The 24,932-nt window shown below is 38.1% G+C and carries 19 protein-coding genes and 3 tRNA genes; 21 read left to right on the top strand and 1 reads right to left on the bottom strand.

What is annotated here, in order from left to right; all coding sequences use genetic code 11:
- Nucleotides 1-5: 5 nt before the first annotated feature.
- The 16 genes from HGR01_RS10855 (at nt 6) to HGR01_RS10930 (ending at nt 20,298) form a co-directional block, all read left to right on the top strand.
- Entirely contained in the window at nt 6-974 is a 969-nt protein-coding gene (locus HGR01_RS10855) for a methionyl-tRNA formyltransferase (RefSeq protein WP_045872841.1), read from the top strand.
- Nucleotides 964-1,938: an NAD-dependent epimerase/dehydratase family protein gene (locus HGR01_RS10860; protein ID WP_045872840.1), complete on the top strand. Its 975-nt coding sequence runs from the start codon at nt 964-966 to the stop codon at nt 1,936-1,938. Before HGR01_RS10855 ends, HGR01_RS10860 begins: the two co-directional genes overlap by 11 nt.
- Nucleotides 1,931-3,133: a DegT/DnrJ/EryC1/StrS family aminotransferase gene (locus HGR01_RS10865; RefSeq protein ID WP_045872839.1), complete on the top strand. Its 1,203-nt coding sequence runs from the start codon at nt 1,931-1,933 to the stop codon at nt 3,131-3,133. Before HGR01_RS10860 ends, HGR01_RS10865 begins: the two co-directional genes overlap by 8 nt.
- 20 nt (nt 3,134-3,153) lie before the next feature.
- A complete protein-coding gene (locus tag HGR01_RS10870) occupies nt 3,154-4,800 on the top strand; it encodes a glycosyltransferase (RefSeq protein WP_045872838.1) in 1,647 nt (548 codons plus the stop codon).
- 54 nt (nt 4,801-4,854) lie between these two features.
- Entirely contained in the window at nt 4,855-5,874 is a 1,020-nt protein-coding gene (locus HGR01_RS10875; RefSeq protein ID WP_045872837.1) for a glycosyltransferase family 2 protein, read from the top strand.
- 26 nt (nt 5,875-5,900) lie between these two features.
- Nucleotides 5,901-7,088, top strand: coding sequence for a glycosyltransferase family 4 protein (locus tag HGR01_RS10880; RefSeq protein ID WP_045872836.1), 1,188 nt, complete (start codon nt 5,901-5,903; stop codon nt 7,086-7,088).
- A 23-nt stretch (nt 7,089-7,111) separates the two neighbouring features.
- The gene (locus HGR01_RS10885) at nt 7,112-8,242 is read left to right on the top strand and encodes a hypothetical protein (RefSeq protein ID WP_045873021.1); all 1,131 of its coding nucleotides are present in this window, start codon (nt 7,112-7,114) and stop codon (nt 8,240-8,242) included.
- A gap of 9 nt (nt 8,243-8,251) precedes the next feature.
- Complete coding sequence (locus tag HGR01_RS10890) at nt 8,252-9,940, top strand: right-handed parallel beta-helix repeat-containing protein (protein WP_045872835.1); 1,689 nt, start codon at nt 8,252-8,254, stop codon at nt 9,938-9,940.
- Nucleotides 9,933-11,162 carry a glycosyltransferase family 4 protein gene (locus tag HGR01_RS10895; RefSeq protein WP_045872834.1) on the top strand — a complete coding sequence of 410 codons (1,230 nt, stop codon included), beginning with the start codon at nt 9,933-9,935 and terminating at the stop codon, nt 11,160-11,162. Before HGR01_RS10890 ends, HGR01_RS10895 begins: the two co-directional genes overlap by 8 nt.
- A 107-nt stretch (nt 11,163-11,269) precedes the next feature.
- Nucleotides 11,270-12,559 carry a hypothetical protein gene (locus HGR01_RS10900; protein ID WP_045872833.1) on the top strand — a complete coding sequence of 430 codons (1,290 nt, stop codon included), beginning with the start codon at nt 11,270-11,272 and terminating at the stop codon, nt 12,557-12,559.
- A 105-nt stretch (nt 12,560-12,664) separates the two neighbouring features.
- The gene (locus HGR01_RS10905) at nt 12,665-13,822 is read left to right on the top strand and encodes a glycosyltransferase (RefSeq protein WP_045872832.1); all 1,158 of its coding nucleotides are present in this window, start codon (nt 12,665-12,667) and stop codon (nt 13,820-13,822) included.
- An 11-nt stretch (nt 13,823-13,833) separates the two neighbouring features.
- The gene (locus tag HGR01_RS10910) at nt 13,834-14,994 is read left to right on the top strand and encodes a glycosyltransferase family 4 protein (RefSeq protein WP_045872831.1); all 1,161 of its coding nucleotides are present in this window, start codon (nt 13,834-13,836) and stop codon (nt 14,992-14,994) included.
- 254 nt (nt 14,995-15,248) lie between these two features.
- Nucleotides 15,249-16,463, top strand: a complete 1,215-nt coding sequence (locus tag HGR01_RS10915; RefSeq protein WP_045872830.1) for a glycosyltransferase — start codon at nt 15,249-15,251, stop codon at nt 16,461-16,463.
- A gap of 109 nt (nt 16,464-16,572) precedes the next feature.
- Nucleotides 16,573-17,127 (top strand): YdcF family protein, encoded by a 555-nt coding sequence (locus HGR01_RS10920; RefSeq protein WP_045872829.1) that lies wholly within the window; start codon nt 16,573-16,575, stop codon nt 17,125-17,127.
- 23 nt (nt 17,128-17,150) lie between these two features.
- On the top strand, nt 17,151-17,693 hold the full coding sequence (locus HGR01_RS10925; protein ID WP_045872828.1) for a WcaF family extracellular polysaccharide biosynthesis acetyltransferase: 543 nt from the start codon (nt 17,151-17,153) through the stop codon (nt 17,691-17,693).
- Nucleotides 17,694-18,693: 1,000 nt separating this feature from the next.
- Nucleotides 18,694-20,298 (top strand): TrbI/VirB10 family protein, encoded by a 1,605-nt coding sequence (locus HGR01_RS10930; RefSeq protein ID WP_045872827.1) that lies wholly within the window; start codon nt 18,694-18,696, stop codon nt 20,296-20,298.
- Nucleotides 20,299-20,624: 326 nt separating this feature from the next.
- On the opposite strand, the gene HGR01_RS10935 is transcribed toward HGR01_RS10930, so the two are convergent.
- The gene (locus HGR01_RS10935) at nt 20,625-21,476 is read right to left on the bottom strand and encodes an MBL fold metallo-hydrolase (RefSeq protein ID WP_235623103.1); all 852 of its coding nucleotides are present in this window, start codon (nt 21,474-21,476) and stop codon (nt 20,625-20,627) included.
- 206 nt (nt 21,477-21,682) lie between these two features.
- Between HGR01_RS10935 and HGR01_RS10940 the strand changes: the two genes are divergently transcribed.
- The 5 genes from HGR01_RS10940 to HGR01_RS10960 all read left to right on the top strand — a co-directional run bounded on the left by HGR01_RS10940 (nt 21,683) and on the right by HGR01_RS10960 (nt 24,817).
- Entirely contained in the window at nt 21,683-22,306 is a 624-nt protein-coding gene (locus tag HGR01_RS10940) for a flavin reductase family protein (RefSeq protein ID WP_045872825.1), read from the top strand.
- A gap of 177 nt (nt 22,307-22,483) precedes the next feature.
- A tRNA-OTHER gene (locus HGR01_RS10945) sits at nt 22,484-22,552 on the top strand.
- A tRNA-Ile gene (locus HGR01_RS10950) sits at nt 22,553-22,627 on the top strand.
- 30 nt (nt 22,628-22,657) lie between these two features.
- A tRNA-Leu gene (locus HGR01_RS10955) sits at nt 22,658-22,730 on the top strand.
- 560 nt (nt 22,731-23,290) lie between these two features.
- On the top strand, nt 23,291-24,817 hold the full coding sequence (locus HGR01_RS10960; protein WP_045872824.1) for a slipin family protein: 1,527 nt from the start codon (nt 23,291-23,293) through the stop codon (nt 24,815-24,817).
- Nucleotides 24,818-24,932: the final 115 nt, after the last annotated feature.

A 24,932-nucleotide genomic window follows, 5' to 3' on the forward strand; every position in this document is an offset into this window, starting at 1 on the left:
AGTCAATGGTCAATGTACTGCTAATTGGTATAGGTACCACTACTTTAACTGCCTTAGAGTCCTTAATTTCTCAGTGTCATGTTCAAGGAATAGTGCGTTATCCCGATACAGATGATCCTGTAGCTAATTTAGCTCAAAAAGCAAATATTCCCATATTTACAGATACCTCACAAACAGCAATTAAAGTACTAATTCTCAAATTTCAGCCAGATTGCGTGGTAGTTTCTTCTTATAATCAAATTCTGCCACCTGCACTGATTGAACTGTCTACATTCATCAATGTTCATTATTCTCCTTTGCCCCAATATCGAGGACGGGCTAATGTTAATTGGGCAATTATTAATGATGAACCTTGCGCGGCAATTAGCATTCATAAAATTTCACCTGATTTAGATGAAGGAAATATTTTCTTTCAACAGCTAATTCCCATTCATCGTAATGACACGGTAGCTGATTTGTATGACAGATTAAATGAAATTCAGAAGCAAAATTTAGGTGAGATAGTTGTTAAAGCCTTGAATGGTTACCCAGGAGTTCAGCAAAATAACGCTGAAGCTACTTATAGTTGTACTCGCCTACCTGAAGATGGTGAGATTAATTGGTCGGCTTCTACTAGAAGTATAGATTGTTTAATTCGGGCATTAGTTGCTCCTTTTCCTGGTGCTTACACATATTTTCAAGGAAAGAAACTCACAATTTGGCAAGCCCAGCCTGTAGATAATCCACCTGTTTATGTAGGACGCATACCCGGTAGAATTATCAATAGATCCAAAACAGATGGTTTTGTTGATGTGTTAAATGGTGATGGAGTGCTGAGAATTTTTACAGTTCAACTGACTGGAGAAGAAAAAACAGCAGCAGCTAATATCATTAAGTCTGTGAAAACTACTTTAGGCTTACAAACTTCTGATTTGCTAAATCGTATTCAACTTTTAGAAGCACAAATTAACCAATTACAAGAAAATGCAAAATAAGCGCGTATTAATTACAGGGGGAGCAGGTTTAGTTGGCTCCCATATTGCTGATTTATTAGTTAAAGAAGGCGTATCGGAAATTATTATTCTCGATAACTTCACACGCGGTCAAATTAAAAATTTAGCATGGGCAAAAGAACACGGGCCCTTAGTAGTTGTAGAAGGCGATATTAGAGACCAAAAACTGCTAGGCGAAGTTATGCAAGGCGTTGATGTTGTCTTTCATCAAGCAGCAATTCGCATTACTCAATGTGCAGAAGAACCACGTTTAGCTTTGGAAGTTTTAGCAGATGGCACTTTCAACGTATTGGAAGCAGCAGTCAAAGCCGATGTGAAAAAGGTAGTAGCTGCTTCTTCTGCTTCTATTTACGGGATGGCAGAAGATTTCCCCACTACAGAATCCCATCACCCATACAATAACCGCACCCTTTATGGTGCAGCCAAGGTCTTTAATGAAGGCTTATTACGCAGTTTCCATGATATGTATGGGCTAGATTATGTAGGTTTGCGCTACTTCAATGTCTACGGCCCGCGTATGGATATATACGGTGTCTATACTGAAGTTTTGATTCGCTGGATGGAACGCATCGCCGCAGGTCAACCACCACTAATTTTTGGCGATGGCAAACAAACAATGGACTTTGTATATATCGAAGACATTGCTAGAGCCAATATCTTAGCCGCTAAAGCTGATGTTACCGATGAGGTGTTTAACATTGCCAGTGGTGTAGAAAGCAGTTTGAATGACCTCGCGTATAGTTTGGCGAAAGTGATGGGATCAGATTTACAACCAGAATACGGCCCAGAACGCAAAGTCAACCCTGTACAGCGTCGGTTAGCAGATGTGAGCAAAGCTAAAGAATTATTGGGTTTTGAAGCCCAAGTATCTTTAGAAGAAGGATTACAACGGTTGGTAAGTTGGTGGCGCGAACAAAAGCTGGCAAAGGAAGCAAGCAATGTCTGAAAAAATTCAAACTATCCCCATTGCTAAACCTTGGATGGGAGAAGCTGAGGCAGAAGCAGCAAAGCGCCCGATTTTAGCTGGATGGGTAACACAGGGGCCAGAAGTTGCTGCTTTTGAGCAAGAGTTTGCTACCTATGTAGGAGCAAAATATGCTTGTGCTGTTTCCAATTGCACGACAGCGCTGCATTTGGCATTGTTAGCTGTTGGTGTCCAGCCAGGCGATGAAGTAATTACCGTCAGCCATTCTTATATTGCTACCGCTAACAGCATTCGCTACTGTGGCGCAATTCCAGTGTTTGTGGATATTGAACCGCAAACATATAACATCAACCCAATGTTAATTGAAGATGTAATTAGCGATTCCACCCGTGCAATTTTGGTAGTCCATCAAATTGGAATGCCTTGTGACTTAAAAGCAATTTTAGAAATTGCCCGCCGTTACAATTTACCAGTAATTGAAGACGCAGCTTGTGCTATTGGTAGTGAAATTCTCTGGGATGGACATTGGGAAAAAATCGGTAAGCCACATGGAGATATAGCTTGCTTTTCCTTCCACCCCCGCAAAATTATCTCCACTGGCGACGGTGGAATGCTTACCACCAACAACCCAGAGTGGGATAAACAGTTCCGCCTCTGGCGACAGCATGGAATGAGCGTACCTGACACCGTGCGCCACGGAGCCAAACAGGTAATATTTGAGTCATATCCTATGTTGGGCTACAACTACCGCATGACTGACATCCAAGCAGCAGTAGGGCGGGAACAACTTAAACGTCTACTGGAAATTGTCGAACGTCGGCGTTATTTGGCACAACGATATCAGGAATTACTAGCAGATATACCAGGGTTAAAGTTACCGACAGAACCAACTTGGGCAAAAAGTAACTGGCAAAGCTTCTGTGTCCGGCTACCAGAGAAATGCGATCAAGTGCAAGTGATGCAAGCAATGTTAGATGCTGGCGTATCTACCCGACGCGGTATTATGTGCGCCCATCGTGAGCCTGCTTACAGTATAGAAGCGTGGTCTTGTGGAATTGCTAATGATGCTTGTAATTGTGAGTTAGAAAAGTGTCAGCGTCTAACCGAAAGCGAACAAGCTCAAGAAAGAGCAATTATTTTACCACTATTCCATCAGATGACTGAGCAAGAACTGCAGCAGGTAGTTGAGCTATTAAAAGCAGCTTGTCAAGTTTGAAAAAGTTACCAAGGAAGTCTATGGAAAAATTAGCAACCGATATATTCACCCTGTGGAGAGAAGAAGGTCGCCAGAATATTCAACAAAATTTCGAGGTGTTTCGTAGTCTTGTCACACAAACCAAAGACTTGGCAGAACATGGTCAGTATGATGCAGCAGCAGTATATGCACAGATTGCAGGCCTTCATGCTGTACATCAACATTGTGGTCTCTTAGCAAGTTTTGAACTGGAACAAATCCTTACCTCTATTGGGTTAAAAACTATGCCAGGTAGTTTGTATAAGAATCATTCATTACCTGGACAACCAAAAAACATACTCCATGTTGCTAGCAATATTGCTGAACCCTTTAGTGGAATTCCCAGATTACTTCGACGTTGGATTCAGCAAGATAGTGATCGATCGCATTCACTTGTATTAACCCAACAATCACCACGTAATGTGCCAAAAATTTGCCAAGAAGCCGTGAGTAAAAGTAATGGTAAGATATACTTACTTAACGGATGCATTGGCGGTTTTGTATCCAGAGCCAAACGGCTACGGGAAATTGCGGCATCAGCAGATGTGGTTGTGGTTCATGCTTTAGAACATGATGTTATTCCCACAATTGCATTTGCAAATAAACTACAATCACCACCAGTGATACGCGTCAATCATGGTGACAACTGCTTCTGGTTTGGAGTTAGCACTAGCGATATAGTAGCTAACTTGCGAGTATCGGGTATGTACTTGTCACAAAATCGCAGAGGTATTGAAAAAGAGCGTAATATGCTCATACCTACTGTTTTAGAGCCTTTTTACAGAACCCTATCTAGAGCAGAGGCCAAGGAAAAACTGGGTCTTGCCAAAAACAGTGTGCTTCTTCTTTCTATTGCAAGACCACCGAAATACAGAAGTCTTGAGGGTATTAGTTTCGCTGATACACATATTCAATTGCTGAAGAAATATGACCAAGCCATTCTACTTGTAGTTGGCCCTGGTGAAAGCGAGGATTGGTCAGCAGCTATTCAGGAAACACAGGGCAGAATTATAGTACTTAAACAAACTGAAGATACATCGATTTTTTATCAAGCAGCTGACATTTATCTTGACTCATTTCCTTTTGTTTCAATTACATCGTTGCTAGAAGCTGGAAGTTATGGGTTACCTTTGGTTACTCGCTATCCATACTCTGATGGTTGTGAAATCTTAGGTGCTGATATGCCTGGTCTAGATGGCAATATGATTAGGGTACGTGACACTAAAGAGTATGAAGCAATTTTATCTCGCTTGATTGAAGATGAGAAATTCCGGCTATTCTTGGGAGAAGCTACTCAAAGAAAAATCACAGAAACACACATAGGAAATAATTGGCTCAAATTATTAAATGATATATATTTTCACGCTAGTATATTGCCTCGTGTAAATATACAAAGTCCTGTTAAGGATATGATGTTTTTGGGCGAACCAGATGTATTTTTTCCACGTATTCATGGGTTTAAAGTAGAAATAGAAGAATTATTTCGGTGGCACTTAAATGTCATGCCTGCTGATTTGCGGTTGCGTTTTTGGATAGATGATATTAAGAAGAACGGTTTTACTGGTTTAAGTCAATTAAAATATTTATTACCAGAATGGTTAAAATTCTTTTATTTGATTACAGAAAATAATTTTTTTCATCGACAGTAAGTTTTTTTGATTGCTTAACAAAAAAAATGATGGAAAATTTTAGATATCGTAATTATGAAAATAACAGTAATTATTCCGATATATAATCGGAGTAAAATGCTTACTCAAGCATTAGAATCACTACGATGGCAGAGTTATAAAGATTTCGTGGTGATGATTTGCGATGATGCATCCACAGCTAATCTCCAAGAGGTAGTAAACAAGTTTCCTGATTTAAATATTGAATATCTTCGTTATGACATGAATGTGGGACAGTTTGCAAATGCCATGCGTGGTGTAGAACGATGTCAAACACAATTTATCAAATTTCTTTACAGTGATGATCTTCTTTTTCCTAACGCTTTAGAAAAACAAGTTAAGGCTCTTGAAGATTCACCTAATACAGCAGTTTGTCTAGGAGAATACATAGAATTTAAGGAAGAAAATAATGATATTAGTTTATACAATATTATTTCTCCTTATATACCTGAATTAAGAACTAGAAAACAGTGGGCAAGGTTAGAAGAGTATGCTGGATTTATCCCCAGCGCTTGTATGTATCGTACGGAGTTTTTTCGCAATATAGGAGGATTTCACACTGCTCTTCCAGGTATAGGCGATTGGGAAATATTTGTTGCTTTGTCATATAAATATTCAGTGGTTGCAATTGACGAACCTGTTTGTGCGATGCGCTTACATAGCGATCAAGTGACAAAAAAATGTGGGGTAGACTCAGATGCCATCTATATCAAAGATGTATTATGGATGACATCCAATTCTAATCATTACAGAGAAAGGCTCGGTCTACCATTGTCTCAGCAGTTTTTTCTGCGACTCGATCAATGCTGGGTGAGTTTGCGTTCTATTGTTTCAGCACAGAATAAATTTGCATTACTGAAAAAGTGGTTAGGAATTTTTTCCTCTAATAAAATGCTGATACCATTTATTTTAGCTTTCCCTTGGTTTGTAGTTTTGAAGATTTTGCGGAAACCGAAGTTAAAGACAGATGGGGATGATGCTCTCAATAAAGAGGAATATGAGAATTATATATGCTCGATTGTTTTTGATAATTCTTCAGTCATTTTATCAAAATAAATAAATAAATAAATAAATTATTAATAATGAAACTTTGCTGGCTACTCCCTAATGATAAAAGTGGGGGCATATCTCCGGTAGCATTATCCTGTTGTCGTCAAGCTGCACAAACTGGATATGAAACCACGATGTTGTTTCTCAATAAACCTTCGTGGCTTACAAGTAATCAGTTTCAAGTATCATCATTAGGTTTAACCAATGGTGCAACAGAAACACCCAAAATGCTGCTGCAATGGTTAGAACAAAATCCTCAAGATGTGTTATTTTTTAACGGCTGTGAGGAATTTGATGTAATTATTCCTTACTTACCTGCCAAGATTAAATGTGTTTACGTTGTCCATGATACAGCTCCTTCCTATTGGTTGAGAGCTATAGCACAAGAGGATGCTTTAGAAGCAATTGTGGCTGTGTCTGAGACTGTAGCAAGTAAGTTTCGACACCAGTTAAAACGCTCAGATAAATTATCTGTAATTTATAATGGTTGCGTTTTTCCGGAAATAGAAAAATTAAATTATGTTAGGCAAGATGATTTAGTTTTTTTAGGTGGTGAAAATCCAACAAAGGGAGCCTTTGATATTCTAAATTTATGGAAATCTCTGATTAAATTGGGTTTTAAAGGCAAGCTGCATTGGTTTGGTAATATTACACCAAAATTTATTAGTAAAATTAGGCAATTACCTAATTCTGAGCAAATTAAAATTTATGGTTATGTGCCAAGAGATGTAATTTTCTCCATTGCTGCATCAGCAAAAGTTATCCTGATGTTAAGTAGAGTTGAACCCTTTGGGATGGCCACTATTGAAGCAATGGGTATGGGATGTATACCAGTTGCTTGGGATGTGGAAACTGGTACTAAAGAAATAGCCACAGCCAATAAAACAGGATTATATGCTCCTTTAGGTGACACCCAGGATTTAGCTCAAAAAGTTATCTTTGCTTGTGAGAATTATCCAGCTTTCAATCATGCTGTGATTGAATGTGCTAGGTCAAAATTTAATGAAACAGTAATGTGGAAAGGTTATGAATCTTTGATTGCAAAAATTTCCACTCTTCCAGCCATAAATAGAAGTAAACAGGGTCAACAACCCGCTTTATATCAACCTCCTATCCGTAGGTTTCAACTTTTACCTACAGGTTTACGTGCTGTAATTAGAGAATTGATTGGGCGATCGCCTACTCTTGGCTACTGGGTACGTGATTTGCGAGGGTGGTAATTTTTTACATTGAAGTATTTATTATGGGAAAACTCAGTTTTCTATATTTAGGTGCAAATAGTCCTTGGACTTATGGGATGGCAGAAGCTTTAGCTCAAAGTCACCTGACCTATGCAGTGCAGTTTTATGATTGGCGTACCTATCGCATCTTACGTCCCCAATGGTCTAGCCGCAAACCACCATCTCTATTAAAGAGGTCAATGCATGTATTACCTGCTGGTTATGCAGGACGATTAGAAAAAATATTTCGTTTTTATCTGCAATATTTAATACATAGTTGGTGCCAGCAAATCAAAGGAATTACTGGAGAATATCCTTGGGTAATAGCATCCGAACCTTATTTTACTCCTTGGTTACGGCAAGTACCTCAAGAAAAATTAATATATTACAATTTTGATGATTACGCGCTTTATCGGCCTGAGCAAAAAGATAAAATTCTCACACAAGAGCAGGAATTAATTACAAGGGCAAGCATTACCTTGTGTGCATCCTTTACCCAAATGATGACGCTAAGAGAACGACATCTTGATCAAGCTTCTCAGATTCATCATTATCCTCACGGGTTTGTTGACACCTACCTCAACCGCCAACCGGAAAATTCTCCAGAACCGATGACAGTGGGTTATGTGGGAAACTTGGGCGATCGCTTAGACTGGCAATTAATTTACCAAATTATTACAGCTTGTCCCGAAGTCACATTCGTGTTTGTAGGTGGTTTAGACGAGCAAATAATGCTAGAGCAAGGAAACTGGCAGAAAACTCGTCAAGCAGTCCTAGCCTTACCTAATGTTCGCCATATTGGCAAAGTTCCGTCCGATGAAGTAGCAAAACATTACTGGTCTTTTGCTGTGAATTGGATTCCTTACATAGTGGAACACCCATTTAACCAAGCAGCTTGTCCTACCAAAATCATGGATGGGATAGCCAGTGGTCACCCAATTTTAAGCACTGATATACCAGAGTGTCTTTTATATCCTGAGTGGATTAGTATTTTCCACAGTGTTGAAGATGCGATCGCTCTCATTCGCCAGCAGTTAGCCTGTTCAATGAAGCCCCAAGCTTATGAGAAAACTTTAAAGCAGCTAGAATTTGCTCAACAACATACCTGGAAACAACGCGCTCATACTCTAGAAAATTTATTATTGGGATTATAGGAATAGACTATGCAGCGTCGTAAATTTTTAAGTTTGTTTGGATTAAGCTCTTTGACTAGTCTTTTATCTGTTCTGTTGACAAATTATTTATCAAAAGCAGCACAGAAACTTACTAATAAAACTAATATTGCACAAATTCAAAACTTACCAACCAACTACGTAAATGTCAGGGCGTTTGGCCCACTTATTAGTGGTATTACTAATCTAGACTATATTATTAAGGCTAATACAGAAACTATTCAAGCTGCTATTAATACAGTAGGTGTAAATGGTGGAGGAAATATATATATACCTCAAGGAATATATCAAATAGCACCACTTAATTTGAATACTCAAGAGCCGTGTTCGCTGTTAATTAACTATGACAATATTACCTTGTTTGGTGATGGAATTGGTAAAACCATTCTTCAAAGTCGAGGGGATTACTCTTTAATTGATGGTAGAGTCGTTAGGGGTCATGGAATATTAATTAAAGGAACACTTGATTCGTTTAACCCTAGGAAAAACGTTACCATTAAAAATTTGGAATTAAATGGTGGAATTAAAGGATTTACAGGTAATCGTAATTGGCCTGCTGACCCGACTAATGGTGATGGTTGGGATCTTACTCACAAAGGAATTGCCTTAGATTTCAATACAAATTTAGACAATATAACTTTAGATTCTATTTCCGTACATAACTTTAGAGGTGAACTGATTTACGGTGGTGGAGGGGGAATTAGAAAATTAACTATATCAAAAACTCAATTAAAGAGTTCTAATGCTTCACTACTCAGTCTAGATGCAGACCTGACAGTTACGGAATGTGAATTCTCTGAAACTGCTACGGCATGGGTAGAAAATGCTCCGATAGCTCCCAACAAAAGTTATCAATTTCATAAATGTGTTTTTAAAGATTCTATTTATCAGGGTTTAGTGATAGGACAGGGCAATTTTCCTGATAATCACAACAAAATTATTACTGAATGTTCATTTTCTAACTCTCCTGATGGGGTTTGTGCTTTTAATGGAGTGAGTAATTTAGTTATCAAAAACAACTATTTTAATGATTGTAGAAATTGTTTTATTACTAGCGGTAAGAATCAAAACATAGAATTTTATTTAAATAAAATAAAAGGTAATACAGTAGGAGTAACAGCGGCAAATCTTTCTGGTAATTTAACGAATATAATTATTAAAAATAATGTTCTGACTGCAAGTGATATAGATAAAAGAGCTTGTATTTATTATTGGGGCGATTTCCAGAATATAGTTATAGAAGACAATATATTTGAAAACTGCCGCACTCCTGAGCAATCTTCTAACATAACCAATGAGCGACCATTATTCCGTAATAATAAATACTTCAATGTAGACAGAAGAGACTTACAAGGAAAATCTAACTTTTGGCAAGAACCTCCATATATTATAGAGCCAAAATTTGAAGAAGTCTTAGTAGAAAATAATACAAAAAATCGAGTAATTCAAGTCAGCATGAGTATTGATAAATATGTTGACGGGCAGGAGGTGATGATTATGGTTGATGGTAGCCGTGGGCAAATTAAATTTCCTAAAAAATCTAGTAAAATCCAATGTCGAAAAGAGAGATATCTAAGATATAAAGATGACAAATTACAATTAAGATTTCAGAAAGCTGACAATAAGTGGTATGAAATCGCTTATTCAAGTCACACTTCATCAACCGATAACAATGTTTGACAAATCTTCATCCTGGCTATGTTGCCAAATAGGTGCACGAGAGCATTATGCTCTGCCTAGGGCTTTACATCAAGCAGGAGAACTTACTAACCTGATCACGGATGCTTGGATTTCACCTAATTCTGTAATTAATAGACTGCCTCCAGGTTGGTTAACAAATTTGCGGGAACGGTTTCATCCAGATTTAGCCACGGCATCTGTAACATCCTTTACTGACTCTTTAATTAACTTTGAAATAGCTCAAAGAATTCAAAAAACTTCTGGATGGCAGCGTGTGATTACCAGGAATAACTGGTTTCAAAAACTTGCATTACAATCACTCAAAGCCATCAACCCAAAACTCAAATCTCGCACTATATTATTTTCTTATAGCTATGCAGCTTTAGAACTATTTCGCTATGCTAAATCTCAAGGATGGTACACTATTTTAGGTCAAATTGATCCTGGAGAAGTAGAAGAGAAATTAGTTCTAGAAGCACATTCTAAATATCCTGCCTATCAATCTAGTTGCGAGGCTGCACCACCCAATTATTGGCAAAATTGGCAAGAAGAATGTTTATTAGCTGACAAGATTTTAGTTAACTCTAATTGGTCAAATCAAGCGTTACAGCAATTAGGTATACCTGAAGAAAAAATTAACATCATTCCGCTTGCCTATCAACCACCAATCGAAGCACATAATTTTGTACGTACCTATCCAGCTAACTTTTCGGTAGAACGTCCACTGAGGGTGCTATTTTTAGGGCAAGTCATATTGCGAAAAGGTATTGCTGCACTGTTAGAAGCAGCAGAAATTTTACATAGTGAACCAATTGAATTTTGGATAGTTGGTTCTCAAGGTATTCCTCTACCTCAATATTCTCATTCCAAGATAAATTGGGTAGGTGCAGTGTCTAGAAGTGCCACAGCCAGGTATTATCAAATGGCAGATGTATTTATATTTCCTACTCTCTCTGATGGATTTGGAATTACGCAACTAGAAGCACAGGCTTGGAATCTACCCATAATTGCTTCCAAATTTTGTGGTGAAGTAGTGAAAGATAACATTAATGGATTAATTTTGCCAGAAGTTACAGCATCTGCGATCGCACAGAAGTTGCAATTTTGCCTGAATAATCCTCAAAAACTAGAAGCATTATCCCAAAAATCCACCGACACTGCTGTTTTTAATTTGGACAAATTACAGCATTCGCTCCAAATTCTGCCCTATGCTGTCTCTTAGCTATCAAATTGTACGATTAATTAAAAATCACGAGACGGTACAAGAAAAATAACAAAGGGATAAATTTAGCATAATTACTATTAAAGAAGCATTAATATTAAAACTGCATGGCAGAAGTATATCGAAATATTTTAGTCTGTATTTGCTTAGGATTATTAATCTGGGGAGTCATTCGCATTGAGCGAATTTACCAATACCCATTTTTTATGGGTTGTATGTTTCTTTCCTTTATTTTGCCTCAAGCATTCGCTTTAATCGCAAATCCTGGTACAGGAGTTAGCCCAACAGTACTAGAAAACGTTTTATTAGTATCATCTATTTGTGCTGCTTCCTGTTGGATAGGCTATCAAATGAAGCCTAATAAAAAGTTATTACAGTTGCTCAACATAGAAACTGACGAGCGGAAGTTATTTATAGGAGGAATCATGCTCATGGCAGAGGCATGGTTCTTTAATTTTTTACTTTCTCGGACAACTGTTCAAGTAGCAGAAAATTATAATTGGACAGGCCCAGCCACGATATATCTCTTCTTTATTCAAGCTGGGAATATAGCTTTTGGAATTTTTCTTTTACAGGCACTAAAACGTCCTCGATTTCTGAATATCATTTTTACAGTAATTTCTGGCTGGCCTCTATTTAATAGTGTGCTGATCGGCCGTCGTCAACCAACAATGACATTTGCTATTATTATCGGTATTTCATTGTTTTTGATTTATCGTTATGTCCCTCCTCGATGGTTAGTTGTCACAGGAATGTTACTAGTAACTTTCCTTATTCCTTTGTTTGGCGATTTACGTGGAGGTGTTTGGAATTTAATCTTTAGTGGAAATTGGCAGGCAATATTATCTGCTGTAGAGCAATCATTTAGCTCTCAGCAAAAGGGAGATTTTTTAGAACTCAGAAATGCAGCATTAATAATTGATGTAGCCAATAAGACAAGTTTATATGGTTTTGGAACTGGATGGTGGGATAGTATAGTTTTTCAATTTGTACCAGGACAAATTGTAGGCTTTGACTTTAAAAAATCTCTACAGTTTAACTTGTGGGACACCTATGTCATACAACTGAAGAATTTATATGGCTATATTCGTCCTAATGGTTCTACAATTACTGGTGTTGGCGATTGCTTTATGGAATTTGGCTACCTAGGATGCTTTATTTATGCACTAATAGCATATATTTTTAAACATCTTTGGATTTGTGGCGTTAATTATAAAAATACTTTTTGTCAAATACTTTATATGGGATTAATCAGCCCAGCTATGATCTGTTTAACGCATGGTGTGGGAACATTTTTACAACAGGGAATTTTTCAAGTTATCTTTATTGGATTAGTAACCTATTACTCGAGGGGTAAATATACATTACCTACTAAGCGCTACAAGAAAGCTAGATAAATATTAATTAATTCCCAGCCTTATATTAATATCAGTATCTTTTTTCCTAAATAAGATATTTTTTGTCTTTAAATAATTCATTTACAAAAAACTTTGTCATCAAAAATGAGTAGTCGTACTGTACTTCTTATAAGTTCTAATTCTAGTGAGCGAGGTGGGGGAGAGCGTTACTTAGTCTACTTAAATCAAGGTTTACGCTTGTTGAACTATGAAGTACATGTGTTACTTTCTACAGTTAGTTATATGGATAATTGGGCTAGTTTATTAGCCACAGAAAAAGCTCATGTACACCGCATAAATCTTACAGGATTGCGTTCTCGACCATTGCGATTTATGCAATCAATTTTAGATAAAAATCAACAATTGAAATTAGCTCAATTATGTAAACAAATTTCCCCTGATGCCATTCTGATTAACCAGCAATACGATGAAGATGGATTAGATTATATTGCTGGTGCTTTAATGGCAAATGTTGCTCCTGTGGGGGGCACAATGCATATGCCAATGACAGGTAACAAACATCAAAGACCTTTGGGCAAATTGCGAGGTCAATTACTACGTCAATGGTATAAAAAACACCCATACTCTTTAATTCTTGTTTCCCAAGGTAGCCAAAAAGAATTTGAAAATTACTATAGCTATCCACGTCCTACAAAGATAGTTAATTATGGATGCCCTTTTCCGGAAATTACTGCATCTCATCCACCGCTTCCTAGTAGTTGGGTGGAACCATTACCAATAATTGGCTTCTCTGGTCAATTTGTTTACCAAAAAAATCTCTCATTATTGTTAAATGCATGGTTATATACCATAAAACAGGGAGTTAAAAGCCGATTGTTACTTATAGGCGATGGGCCAGAAAGAAATAATTTAGAACAATATTTGCGTAATCATGCTCCTGAAAATACATGGCACATCACAGGCTGGCAGCAACATCCAGAGGCATACTTATCTGTATTAGATATTTACACCATGACCAGCCATTTTGAAGGTTTACCTCTAGCACTGCTAGAAGCGGCGGGTCGGGGAGTACCTACTGTAGTTACCAATTTTAATGGCGCTGTGGATGTTGCTGAACGTGCTTCATGGGTAAGTATTGCGACTAATCCTAATCCTGAATCAGTAGGTCAAGCATTAATTAAGTCAATTAATAATCTTTCCTGGCTCAAGCAAGAAGCCGGAAATGGAAAAAAAGATTTCCAGAAATATTTTTCTTTAGCAAGAATGGCAAGTGAAACCCTAGCTGCACTTGGGATAGCTTAGGTATTAAACAAATGCATATTGTTGTAATTTTTATCAATGTTGGCAGTTATCATGCTGCACGCTTACGTGCTGCTTATTCTGCTTGTCAGGAAAAAGGTTGGCAGTTTACAGCTATTCAAGTCACAGATGATACCTTAGAACATCCTTGGGGGGATTTAGAGCGAGAAATTACATTTCCGCTAAAAACCTTACTGCCTAAGAATGATGAGTCTTCATATGCAGAACAGGCGGCGGCTGTACTTCCTGGTTTTTTAGACAACTTACAACCAAGTGCTGTTGTGATTCCTGGTTGGGGTTTTCCAGTATCCCGCGCTGCGCTTTCTTGGTGTAAGCACCATCAAGTACCAGCGATTTTGATGAGTGAAACCAAGTGGGATGATGAAAAACGTCTCTGGTGGAAGGAGAAAATCAAGTTTTGGCTACTGATTGGCAAGTTTGATGCAGCTTTAGTGGGGGGTAAACTACATCGTGACTATTTGATGGAGTTAGGTTTTCCCCGCGATCGCATTTTTCTGGGATACGATGCTGTTGATAACGATTATTTTGCCAAACAAGCTGAGATAGCAAGGTTCGATCCGGTTGAAACAAGACGGCGAAATCCCCAGATACCGACTAAACCTTATTTCATTGCTGTCACTCGTCTACTCAAACGGAAAAATGTCTTTGGCCTTGTACAAGCATTTGCAGCTTATCACCAACAAATGGGAAATGAGCAAGCATGGGATTTAGTCATTTGTGGTAGCGGTGAAGAAGAAGCGGAAATTCGCAATTTTATTATGGAACAAAAATTGCAAGATGCTGTATATTTACCAGGTTTTATCCCTTACCAAAATATTGGCGATTGGTATGGATTAGCTAATGCTTTTGTCCATCCCGCTTTGCAAGAACAGTGGGGTCTAGTACTGAACGAAGCTTGTGCTGCTGGACTACCAGTACTCTGTAGCCGTACTGTAGGCGCTCGTTATGAACTTATAGATCATGGTCGAAATGGCCTGCTATTCGATCCAGAAAGTGTTTTAGATATGACTGATGCTTTGAAAACTATTCATCAGATGGATGCAGATTTAAGAATAAAAATGGGCAGGAATAGCCAAGAAATCGTTGAAAATTTTAGCCCACAAGTTTTTGCAGATGGCTTATTAAAAGCAATTCAAGCATCATTAAATGGGTAGTTACAAAATAGCTTGCGCCTTTGGAAGATATACAGCGTACCTAATTTACCTGAAATACGCTGTATATCTGAAAATAATTGAATTTAACTGCTGCCCAAGCTTACTAACTTAACTCACAGTAAATATTCCAACTACTGACCTAGTAAATCTAGGTTCAATCACTTCTGCAGATTTTTGTGGAAGTGATTTGGACTGCTTATTTACATAAAGTTAGCAATTTTGATTCGTCTAATTTCCTAAATTCATAGCCTCACATGAAAGTACTAATTTTTATACCTTATGTTGGTTCACATTATGGTGGAACTTCAAAGGCAACTAGAGAATTCGCTGACACTCTTAGTAGCTTAGGAGCTAATGTAGATTTAATTACTACTGATGCGAATGGCTCGGATAAATTAGACGTACCATTAAATAAATGGATATATCAAAAATCTTATAAAATCAGATATTTCTCTTGCTGGCATCGCCATGATTTTATTGTTAGCTTATCTTTAATTTACTGGCTAATTAAGCATATTAAGGATTATGATATCGTCCACACTAATACAGTCTTTTCACCACTGGTTTTCTTAGTACACTTACTTTGCCAATGGCGCAAAATTCCCTATGTAGTTACACCGCACGGAATGCTTGAGCCTTGGGCTTTGTCTTACAAAGCCTGGAAGAAAAGAATCTACTATAATTTATTGGAAAAACCTGCTTTAAAAAAAGCTAGTGTTATTCAAGTAATTGCTAATGCTGAAGCTAGTAACGTCAAAAAATTAGGATTTCGTAATTTAGTTGTTGTTCCTAACGGCATTCATCGCCAAGAATTTGAAAATCTACCAACAGATGAAATTTTCTATGAGCAATTTCCAGAAACAAGAAATAAAACTCTACTGCTATTTTTAGGAAGAATTGATCCTAAAAAAGGTTTAGATTTACTTGCTCCTGCTTTTGGCAAAATTCATAAAAAATTTCCCCAAACTCATTTAGTAGTAGCAGGGCCAGATTCTACCGGATTTCTGGCAACAGTTAGGCGCTATTTTGTCCAAGCAGGTTGTTTAGAAGCTGTTACCTTTACAGGTATGCTTACAGGTAAATTGAAACAAGCAGCTTTGGTCGCAGCTGATTTATATGTTGCACCTTCTTACTCAGAAGGTTTTAGCATGTCTGTCTTGGAAGGTATGGCTTCAGGTTTACCCTGTGTGATTACCACCGGATGTAATTTTCCCGAAGCTGCTCAGGCTCAGGCTGCACACATTGTTGACACTAATTCTGATGAAATTGCTAACGCCTTAATTGACTGTTTAAGCAATCCAACACAGGCCCAAACAATGGGCGATCGCGCTCGTAAATTAATTTTCCGCAATTATACTTGGGAGCGTGCTGCTGAAAAGTTAGTGAAAGTTTATCAAGCAATTATCGATAGAAAAGCATTACCAGAATATCAAGATTTTATTCCAGCAAAATCTGGTAGGGAAATCTAATTTTAAAATTAATTATGTCAAAATTTTTGGTGCCTTAATTCAACACTAATTAGTGCCAAAAATTGGTAAAAATGTAGATTTCAAAAGCTAGAATGCGCCTATCGGTAAAATGTATAGTCGTCGTAAACTGAAAAAATATAGGTTTTTGGCTGTAGCGAGTTTGATTCTTACCCTATTAGCGATCATTCCTTTGCGTTTAGCGATCGCAACAACTCAAACACCCCACCCTCAAGCCTTTCTTACCTTAGGTGGCGATCCTCCTAGGGAACAATATACTGCTGAACTAGCTAAATGGTATCCATCGTTAGAAGTTTGGGTGTCTTCTCCTCCAGAACCAGATAAGACATATGCATTGTTTCAAGCTGCAAATATCGCTACTCGGTTACATATAGATAATCGTGCTACTGATACGGTTACTAACTTTACTACCTTAGTTTCAGATTTTAAGAAACGCCAGATTCAGCATCTCTACCTGGTAACATCTAAAAATCATATGCCTAGAGCCACAGCGATCGCTTTTTTTGTTCTAGGTAGTCAAGGAATCGTTTTCACTCCACTTTCTGTACCATCCGATCAACCTCAAGAATCGGTAATTCGTATTCTGCGAGATATTGCTCGCTCCTTACTCTGGATAATCACAGGTTATACAGGAGCCAATCTTTAGTATCCTTTTTGCATCTATAAATTATGCGTCTAGATCAATATACTGTCGGTACTTACACCCCAGGTGCACCCTACTGGAAACAACTTCTCTGGTATTTTATCGGGTCGCCTTTGGTTGAAAGTTATTGGCTTCCCATGTCATCGTTAAAAGTCTGGATACTACGCAGCTTTGGTGCCACTATTGGTCAACAAGTTAGGATTAAACCAGGAGTAAAGGTCAAGTTTCCTTGGCGATTAAGTATTGGTGATTTTGCTTGGATTGGGGAAAATGCTTGGATTGATAACCTAGCACCTGTGATTATTGAAAGTCATGTTTGTTTATCTCAAGGAGTCTATCTCTGCACTGGCAATCATAACTGGAATCATCCTGATTTTAAACTGATGCCTGCTCCTATCTACATTCAAGAGAGTAGTTGGATTGCAGCTAAGTCTGTAATTGGCCCAGGAGTGACAATTGGTAAAGGTGCAGTGCTGACCTTGGGTGGCGTAACTGGGTCTTCTTTAGAACCAATGATTATTTATGCTGGTAATCCGGCTCAACCCATCAAAAAGAGATTCAATTATTAATATTAATAGGTTTTTTATTTTCAAAAAATCATCATTGCCGCCAAAATTTGAAAATGTTACGTAAGAAAAATATAAGGCTGGATTTTCGCCGCAAAAACTAAAATTAGATAAAAAATGGAAACTAAAACTGGTAGTTTTGTGAGCTGTTTTATTTTGTAAAATGAATAAAATACTGTGACAAGGTAATTTTTTAAGCAATTGCACTATTAGATGTTTCACTTCTAGATATCAAAGAATTAGTTACTTGCAATTTAGATTAGCTTTGATATCTGATACATCATTTATCGAAAAAAATTGAGTTTTAGTGAATAATTTGCTTTTGGCAAACTCCAAGTTTCAAGATGGACTGAGTTACAGCAGATTGCCAGTTGGTAGGGCGGATAATTATAAGTGCATAGCACTGCAATGCGCCTACTTGAGTACCTCATTATTTACCTAAAATAAGCTGTAGATTGATAATTACATATACATTCATTATTTGTTTTTATTTAAATATTTTTCTACGAAAAAATAAAAATATCCTAAAAATTACCTGCTATGAATAGCACACTTGAATATGTGAGATTAATTCTTCTTTGGGTATAAGGGAAGTAATCCCTCATATATCATGTAACTAGCAGATATGTAGTCAAGGATTGATGGTAGTTGCTGAATCTTGCAAATGCATCAAATATACTGTTATATAAAGTTTTTAATGTCGAAATTTAAATATTTATCAGTAAAAACGGCAAAAGCAGGAGATTAAGACCTAAAATACATAGACTAATACTATATACCACTGTTTCTAGTGTTAACATTGAGATTAGATTTGTAAAATTTACTAGTATCGATGTTCTACTGGTCTGTTTTTCAGCAGTTAAATCAGCAAACTCCATCTGCAAACTTTGATATTACTTACTAATGTAAGGACTGCAATATGAGACACAGGATAAAAACTTAGAACTATATCCAGCAACGATTCGGTGCTTTACCACTAAAACAAAATCATATATAGCTAAGTATAACAAAAATGCTAATCTCTTCAGAAAGTCCTCCACAAGATTTAGTTCTACTCAAATCTGATAATTCTCCGTTAGAGGTACACTCTGATGAATGGGAATCACGAATAGCACAATTAGTTGGTTTTGAAGATGAATCTGCATCTGTTGATACGGAAGCAGTATCAGAGGCTGCTGAATTGCAGCCATCATTACCTGAACCATCAGAAGTTAAAACTGAGCAGTCACTGTCATCTAATCCCTTTGCTAAGTTAGGTGTGGTAAGTACTGCCACTTTAGCTATAGTGTTAGTTGCTGGCGCATTTTTATCGCAGTTGATGGGTAGTAATCAAAAGCCCAAAAAGAATATTATTGTTTCTCCAGAAATGCAGCCGACAACCACAAAAGACTCAATTTCTGAAGATTTAGCAGCAGAAGTAGAAACTCTTAAAACTAAATTAGCCCTTACAGAACAAGCAGACGCTATCAAATTAGCACAACAAAAATTAAGGAGTGGAAAACTCATATCTGCTTCTCAGGTAGCCAATCAACGAAATTCGCAACCAGATACTTTTCCAGATAGACGAACTGTGTTACCTATAATACCAACACCCCCATTACCACCATCAGCAGTTAATGCACCCCGTGTAGTCACTGTTGAGCGCATTGTCAGACCTCCCTATCCTCAACAAACGCCTTTTCCTCTACCTTCGCTGTTACCACAACCAATAGTTACCAACCCAAATCCTCAGCCATTAATTAATATAACTCCATCACCGACACCGAACCCGCTTCAAGAATGGTCAAAGTTAGCAAAGTTAGGTAGCTATGGACAGGTTGCTGTCACTAATACACCTAATGTGAATGCAACCACTCCGATCAACCAAAGAAATGAGCCAGTACAGCCACAGAGTAATAATCCTCAGCCTGAACAACCCAGACAGCAAACTTCTGTGGTTAGTCAAGTATCATCGCAGAGTCCAAAATCTATAGCCATTGGTAGTAGTGCTAAAGCTGTTTTGGCGACAGCAGTATTTGGAGAAACCAGTAAATCTTCCAATAGCGATGACAAAAATGTTTTTGTAGTACGTTTAAAAGAGCCATTAAAAGCAGTGGATGGTGCGATCGCTATTCCTGCAAATACCGAATTATTAGCTGAAATTGGTTCTCTTTCCGAACAAGGCTTACTGCAAATGAAAGTAGTAAAAATGATTGCCAAAGATAATGGAAATCTTACGGAAAGAAGCTTACCAGAAAATGCGATGATGGTGCGTGCATCCCAAGGTAGACCTCTAATCGCCAACCAATTCCCTAATAGGGGTTCATCTATTTTAGGTATGGATATAGGACTATTTGTCTTAGGTGGCCTTGGTAAAGCAGCAGAGTTAACTAACCGTACAGAATCTCAAGTTGTGACTACAAATGCTGGTGGTACTGTCATTAGTAATACCAACCCACAACGCAACATTTGGGCGGGAGTTTTAGAAGGTGGAATGAACACTGTGGTTCCCCAAATTACCCAACGCAATCAACAAGCGATCGCCCAAATGAGCCAAAGAACTAATGTTTGGTTTTTACCTGCGGGTACAGCAGTTGAAATCTACGTTAATCAATTGATGCAATTGTAAGTAGGTCGGCGAAATTTAAAGATAACTGGCTGAGGCTGTCATTTGTTCTTGGTCATTTGTCCTTGGTCATTTGTTATTGGTAAGGATTTCAAGCCTATTGTTTAAAGCAAGGCTGAATCTTTTTGTAGTATTACGAGATTCAGCCCCAAAAATTTCAAGGCATAACAATGTTGTGTGCCCCTACTCATATGTTGTACTGTGTTTTTAAATTGGGATAAAAAACTTATACCAAATCAAATAATGTTTGCAACACATCAATATATTCTAGAGGGCAAGGCAGTGCCAATGCCCTCTAGAATATATTGCATTCTTTTTTCAAATTGGTATTATTTCACAGTAAATTTGTAAGTTTCACCGTGATTTAAGTATCTCACCTGAGTTTCTAAACCTGCTGCTGTAACCGCCTGCATAAAATCCTCTAGCGGTGACTTGAAAACTGTGTAATCGTTATAGTGAATTGGTATAGCAGTCTGGGGAGCAATTATTTTAATTGCTTGTACTCCCTGCATTGCATCCATAGTTAGGAGAATACCAAATATTTTTGTTCCTCCTAGGTGCAGTAATGCAAGGTCAATGTCAGGGTACTTTTGGGGAATCTCTTTTAACTCTTCATACAAAAGTGTATCGCCCGTAATGTAGAGGCGATATAGAGTTTCTTTGGTAGAATTTTGAAACTCTAACATACTGCCCATTACAGGTGGAAGTAAAGCATTGATCGCGCCAGGGCCATGTCTTCCTGGCATAGCGCTAATTCGCAGTGAATTATTGCCTTTAGTAACAGTCAAACTTTCCCAAGTCTCAAGTGCTTGCGTTGCTTTAAATCCTTTTTGTTTCAACTTATTTGCTGCATGAGGGGTTGTGATAATTGGTAAGTTTTTGTCGAGTTTTTGCTCGACAACGCGGTCAAAATGATCCTCATGCATATGCGACAGCACAATTAAATCCAGGGGTGGTAACTCCGTCATTTCTATTGCTGGATTAGTTTTCCGAGCCGAGCGGATGCCATAATGCAGATGCACGTGTTCTCCTTTATGGAGAAAGTTCGGGTCGGTAAGTATTGTAAATCCTGCATAGCGCAAAAGCACAGTTGCAGTGCCAATAAATAAGATTTCACCCGTTTCAATATCTGCTTTGTTGCTGTCTGTAGGCAAGACAAGTTGAGTAGGGTTATCCATCATATCGTGTTCAGCTAAAGACTGATCGTGAAGGCAGCACAGGAGAGAATTTTCAGCTTTCTGCACAAAGGTGAATAAATTTCACTTGCAATTGTTGAATGTTCGACTACTAGTTCACCTCAGTACTTGGGAGCATTCATCGTCCTAAAGACACAGTTACACTTAGTACTGGCTCAAATTAAACTGTAATTTTTATTTGGGCAGTCTACATGATTATTGATCCTTCACAAATTGATCCTAGAAATAGCTACCAATTACTGATTGGCTCGATAGTTCCCCGACCGATCGCTTGGGTGTCTACAATTGCTAGCGATGGTACGTTAAATCTTGCACCTTTCAGTTTCTTTATGGGTGTGGCTGCAAACCCACCAACTCTAGCCATTTCTTGTGGTTCTCGTCGTGGGACAAAAAAAGACACACTGGTGAATGTGGAGCAGTCAGGAGAATTAGTAGTCAACATCGTTGCAGAAGAATTAGGCGATCGCATGAATCTCACTAGTGGTGAGTTTACGCCTGATGTTGATGAATTTCAAATTGCCGGGCTAACCCCTGCACCTTGCAAACGCGTGCGTGCGCCGCGAGTTGCTGAGTCACCAATTAATATTGAGTGTTTACTCAAACAAGTAGTTTATGTTGGCAATGAAGGTAGTGAATCGGGATTAATTATCGCTGAAGCAGTGATGTGGCATATCCGCGACGATTTACTTACACCTGAAAACACCATTGATATTAGCAAACTACATGCGATTGGTCGTCTCTCAGGAAATTGGTATACAAGTACTCACGATTTATATCAAATTACTCGTCCTGATAACCAGCCGCCTAGAACTTGAGCTATGAAGTACTTGGTATAAGTAATTATTCACTACCACCTGATAAATACTTGTGCTACATTAAGTAGTGGAATAGTAATACATGAGCAAAGCTATGGTTCGGGTTCTGTATGCCCGTCTGGTGCGCCAAACTCTGGATTGAGCGCATACCGCCGAGCAATGCGTCACTAATCCTCCGTTTGATTAGCTCAGTGGTAGAGCAGCCGAAGAGGTCGGACGTAGGTTCGAGTCCTACATCAAACACCAAGGAAGTTAGCTCATTGGTAGAGCAATCGACTAATAATCGATGTGTTACAGGTTCGATTCCTGTACTTTCACCCAAAAACCCTGTCCGGGTCAAAAGACAAATTTGCGGAATAGAGCAGTGGTAGCTCGTTGGAATTAGTATCCAAAGATCAGTGGTTCAAATCCACTTTCTGCCCCAAAAACCCTGTCCGGGTCAAAAGACACTACCCTGTCACGGTAGCCCATGTAACTTAATGCAAAACTCTGCGGTGTAGGTGCTTACTACTAGCGATCGCTCTGCGATCCGAAGTAGTAACAGTGAAGGCGCTAGAGCAAATGTTCTCTCCCTAACTTGAGTATGTCCCTTCCTTTGTTACATCTGGTTTCTCTAGGGAGACTCTGGAATTCGCAAGGCGAACGGTATATCTGAGCGCTGTTTTTTCTAGGTTACCTTTGGGTAATTTAGGGAATTTAGCAGTTCTCTTAATCCAGTTTTGGAGATGCTATTTGCCCGCAACTGAACTGTAAACACTTGCATTTGCAGAGTTTTAAAATATAATGTAGTATATGTATTACAAAAACAATTAAGTTTATAAATAACTGAAGTAAGTAATGTAACACAAAAGTATTTTTATTTTAGCTGTACAAAAAATTAGCTCAACGAAAATAGAGAGTAAATTTTATCAGCCAAAGTTATAAATATTGTGATCAAACTTGCTACAGCAGCTATGATTACCTAAATTAACTATGCAATTTTCTATGTGGAAGACTTTCTATATCAAACCTAATGAAATTGGTATTTTATATCATCGCAGTGATTTTAAAAGAATCTTACAGCCTGGAACCCATACTTATTTAGGTTGGCATTGGCAAGTAAAAACCTATGACCTTAACCAACCAGAAGCTAATATTAATAACTTGGAATTGTTACTAAGAAATCACAATGCACAATTACAAGAATATTTATTAGTAGTAAGAACTGCATTTAATCAAGTTGCTTTAGTGCGTGTGGGGCAAACTTGGGTGAGTGTTCTACCCAATCAACTGCGGGCTTTTTGGCGTGGTTTTATTGAAGTTGAATCTCATATATTTAACTTAGATGAAAGTTTAGAATTACCTGCTGAATTTGTACAGCAAGTACGTCTAACTACGATAAATGGGCTGAAAAAGTTCATAATTTCTGAATATGAAATTGGGTTGCTGTATGAGCAAAATAACTTTGTGCGCCCCTTAGAACCAGGAGATTATGCTTTTTGGACTGTGAATCGAGATGTTTCGGTTCGCTCTTTAAGTCGAATTGTTCCGAATCCTGGCTTTCCTTTAGAAGATGTATTAATTGAAAAGCATCCAGAATTTGTAGCGGCTTACTGCGAGACTGTACAATTACAGAACCAGCAAGTAGCAATTGTACGCTATCAAGGAAAAGTAATTGCCATTTTAGCACCATGCGATCGCAAACTTTTCTGGCAAGGTGTTGCAGTCGAAGTGATTGACATCAGCACCGATGCAAAGTTGCCATCTCGCTTAGTTGCAGAGTTAGTTGCGGGTTTACCAGAGGCTTTATCTTTGAGCCGCAATAGTTTGCATATTTGCGAAGTACCAGCACAGCACGTAGGTTTATTGTACATTGATCAAGAATTTCAAACTCTACTCCAGCCTGGAAAACACGCATGGTGGGTATTTGGGCGTTCTTGGCAAACGCAAGTCTTTGATTTGCGTCAGCAAACTCTCGAAGTCTCTGGCCAAGATATCCTTTCTAAGGATAAAGTACCTTTGCGTTTAAACTTAACGGCTGGTTATCGCATTCTCGACCCCCTGAGAGCCAAAAACGCTTTAGTAGATATTACTGGCTACTTATACAAAGAGCTACAGTTTGCTTTGCGTGGCGCAGTTGGGGAAAAAACTCTGGATGCGTTGCTAGAGGATAAAGGTGCAATTGATAGAAGCATCTCTGAATATATTCGCCAGAAAACCGCAGACTATGGAATTGAAGTAGATTCTGTAGGTGTGAAAGATATTATTCTTCCTGGTGAAATCAAGACGATTTTGAGCAAGGTAGTAGAAGCGGAAAAAGCTGCTCAAGCTAACGTAGTTCGTCGTCGTGAAGAAACTGCTGCTACTCGCAGTATGTTGAATACTGCCAAGGTGATGGAAGATAACCCCGTAGCGTTGCGGTTGAAGGAATTGGAAATACTAGAAAGAATTGCTGAGAAAATTGAAAAAATTCAAGTTAATGGCAGTTTGGATAGTATTTTAACCGAGTTAATTCGGATTAATCGTGAGTAGGGAGTAGGGAGTAGGGATTAGGTATTGGGGACTAGGGACTGGGGAAAGGGAAAAGGGTAAATTACAACCTGTTTTCTTTCCCCAGTTTTCGTTTCGTAATGCTGTATCGATTTTG

This window comes from Tolypothrix sp. PCC 7712 (assembly GCF_025860405.1).
GTDB lineage: Bacteria > Cyanobacteriota > Cyanobacteriia > Cyanobacteriales > Nostocaceae > Aulosira > Aulosira diplosiphon.

Bases quoted from the DNA above. Each gene is read 5' to 3' on its own strand.
- HGR01_RS10870 (WP_045872838.1), top strand. From the start codon at position 3,154: ATGGAAAAATTAGCAACCGATATATTCACCCTGTGGAGAGAAGAAGGT.
- HGR01_RS10900 (WP_045872833.1), top strand. From the start codon at position 11,270: ATGGCAGAAGTATATCGAAATATTTTAGTCTGTATTTGCTTAGGATTA.
- HGR01_RS10920 (WP_045872829.1), top strand. From the start codon at position 16,573: ATGTATAGTCGTCGTAAACTGAAAAAATATAGGTTTTTGGCTGTAGCG.
- HGR01_RS10875 (WP_045872837.1), top strand. From the start codon at position 4,855: ATGAAAATAACAGTAATTATTCCGATATATAATCGGAGTAAAATGCTT.
- HGR01_RS10905 (WP_045872832.1), top strand. From the start codon at position 12,665: ATGAGTAGTCGTACTGTACTTCTTATAAGTTCTAATTCTAGTGAGCGA.
- HGR01_RS10880 (WP_045872836.1), top strand. From the start codon at position 5,901: ATGAAACTTTGCTGGCTACTCCCTAATGATAAAAGTGGGGGCATATCT.
- HGR01_RS10910 (WP_045872831.1), top strand. From the start codon at position 13,834: ATGCATATTGTTGTAATTTTTATCAATGTTGGCAGTTATCATGCTGCA.
- HGR01_RS10940 (WP_045872825.1), top strand. From the start codon at position 21,683: ATGATTATTGATCCTTCACAAATTGATCCTAGAAATAGCTACCAATTA.
- HGR01_RS10895 (WP_045872834.1), top strand. From the start codon at position 9,933: ATGTTTGACAAATCTTCATCCTGGCTATGTTGCCAAATAGGTGCACGA.
- HGR01_RS10860 (WP_045872840.1), top strand. From the start codon at position 964: ATGCAAAATAAGCGCGTATTAATTACAGGGGGAGCAGGTTTAGTTGGC.
- HGR01_RS10890 (WP_045872835.1), top strand. From the start codon at position 8,252: ATGCAGCGTCGTAAATTTTTAAGTTTGTTTGGATTAAGCTCTTTGACT.
- HGR01_RS10855 (WP_045872841.1), top strand. From the start codon at position 6: ATGGTCAATGTACTGCTAATTGGTATAGGTACCACTACTTTAACTGCC.
- HGR01_RS10935 (WP_235623103.1), bottom strand. From the start codon at position 21,476: ATGATGGATAACCCTACTCAACTTGTCTTGCCTACAGACAGCAACAAA.
- HGR01_RS10865 (WP_045872839.1), top strand. From the start codon at position 1,931: ATGTCTGAAAAAATTCAAACTATCCCCATTGCTAAACCTTGGATGGGA.
- HGR01_RS10960 (WP_045872824.1), top strand. From the start codon at position 23,291: ATGTGGAAGACTTTCTATATCAAACCTAATGAAATTGGTATTTTATAT.
- HGR01_RS10915 (WP_045872830.1), top strand. From the start codon at position 15,249: ATGAAAGTACTAATTTTTATACCTTATGTTGGTTCACATTATGGTGGA.
- HGR01_RS10925 (WP_045872828.1), top strand. From the start codon at position 17,151: ATGCGTCTAGATCAATATACTGTCGGTACTTACACCCCAGGTGCACCC.
- HGR01_RS10885 (WP_045873021.1), top strand. From the start codon at position 7,112: ATGGGAAAACTCAGTTTTCTATATTTAGGTGCAAATAGTCCTTGGACT.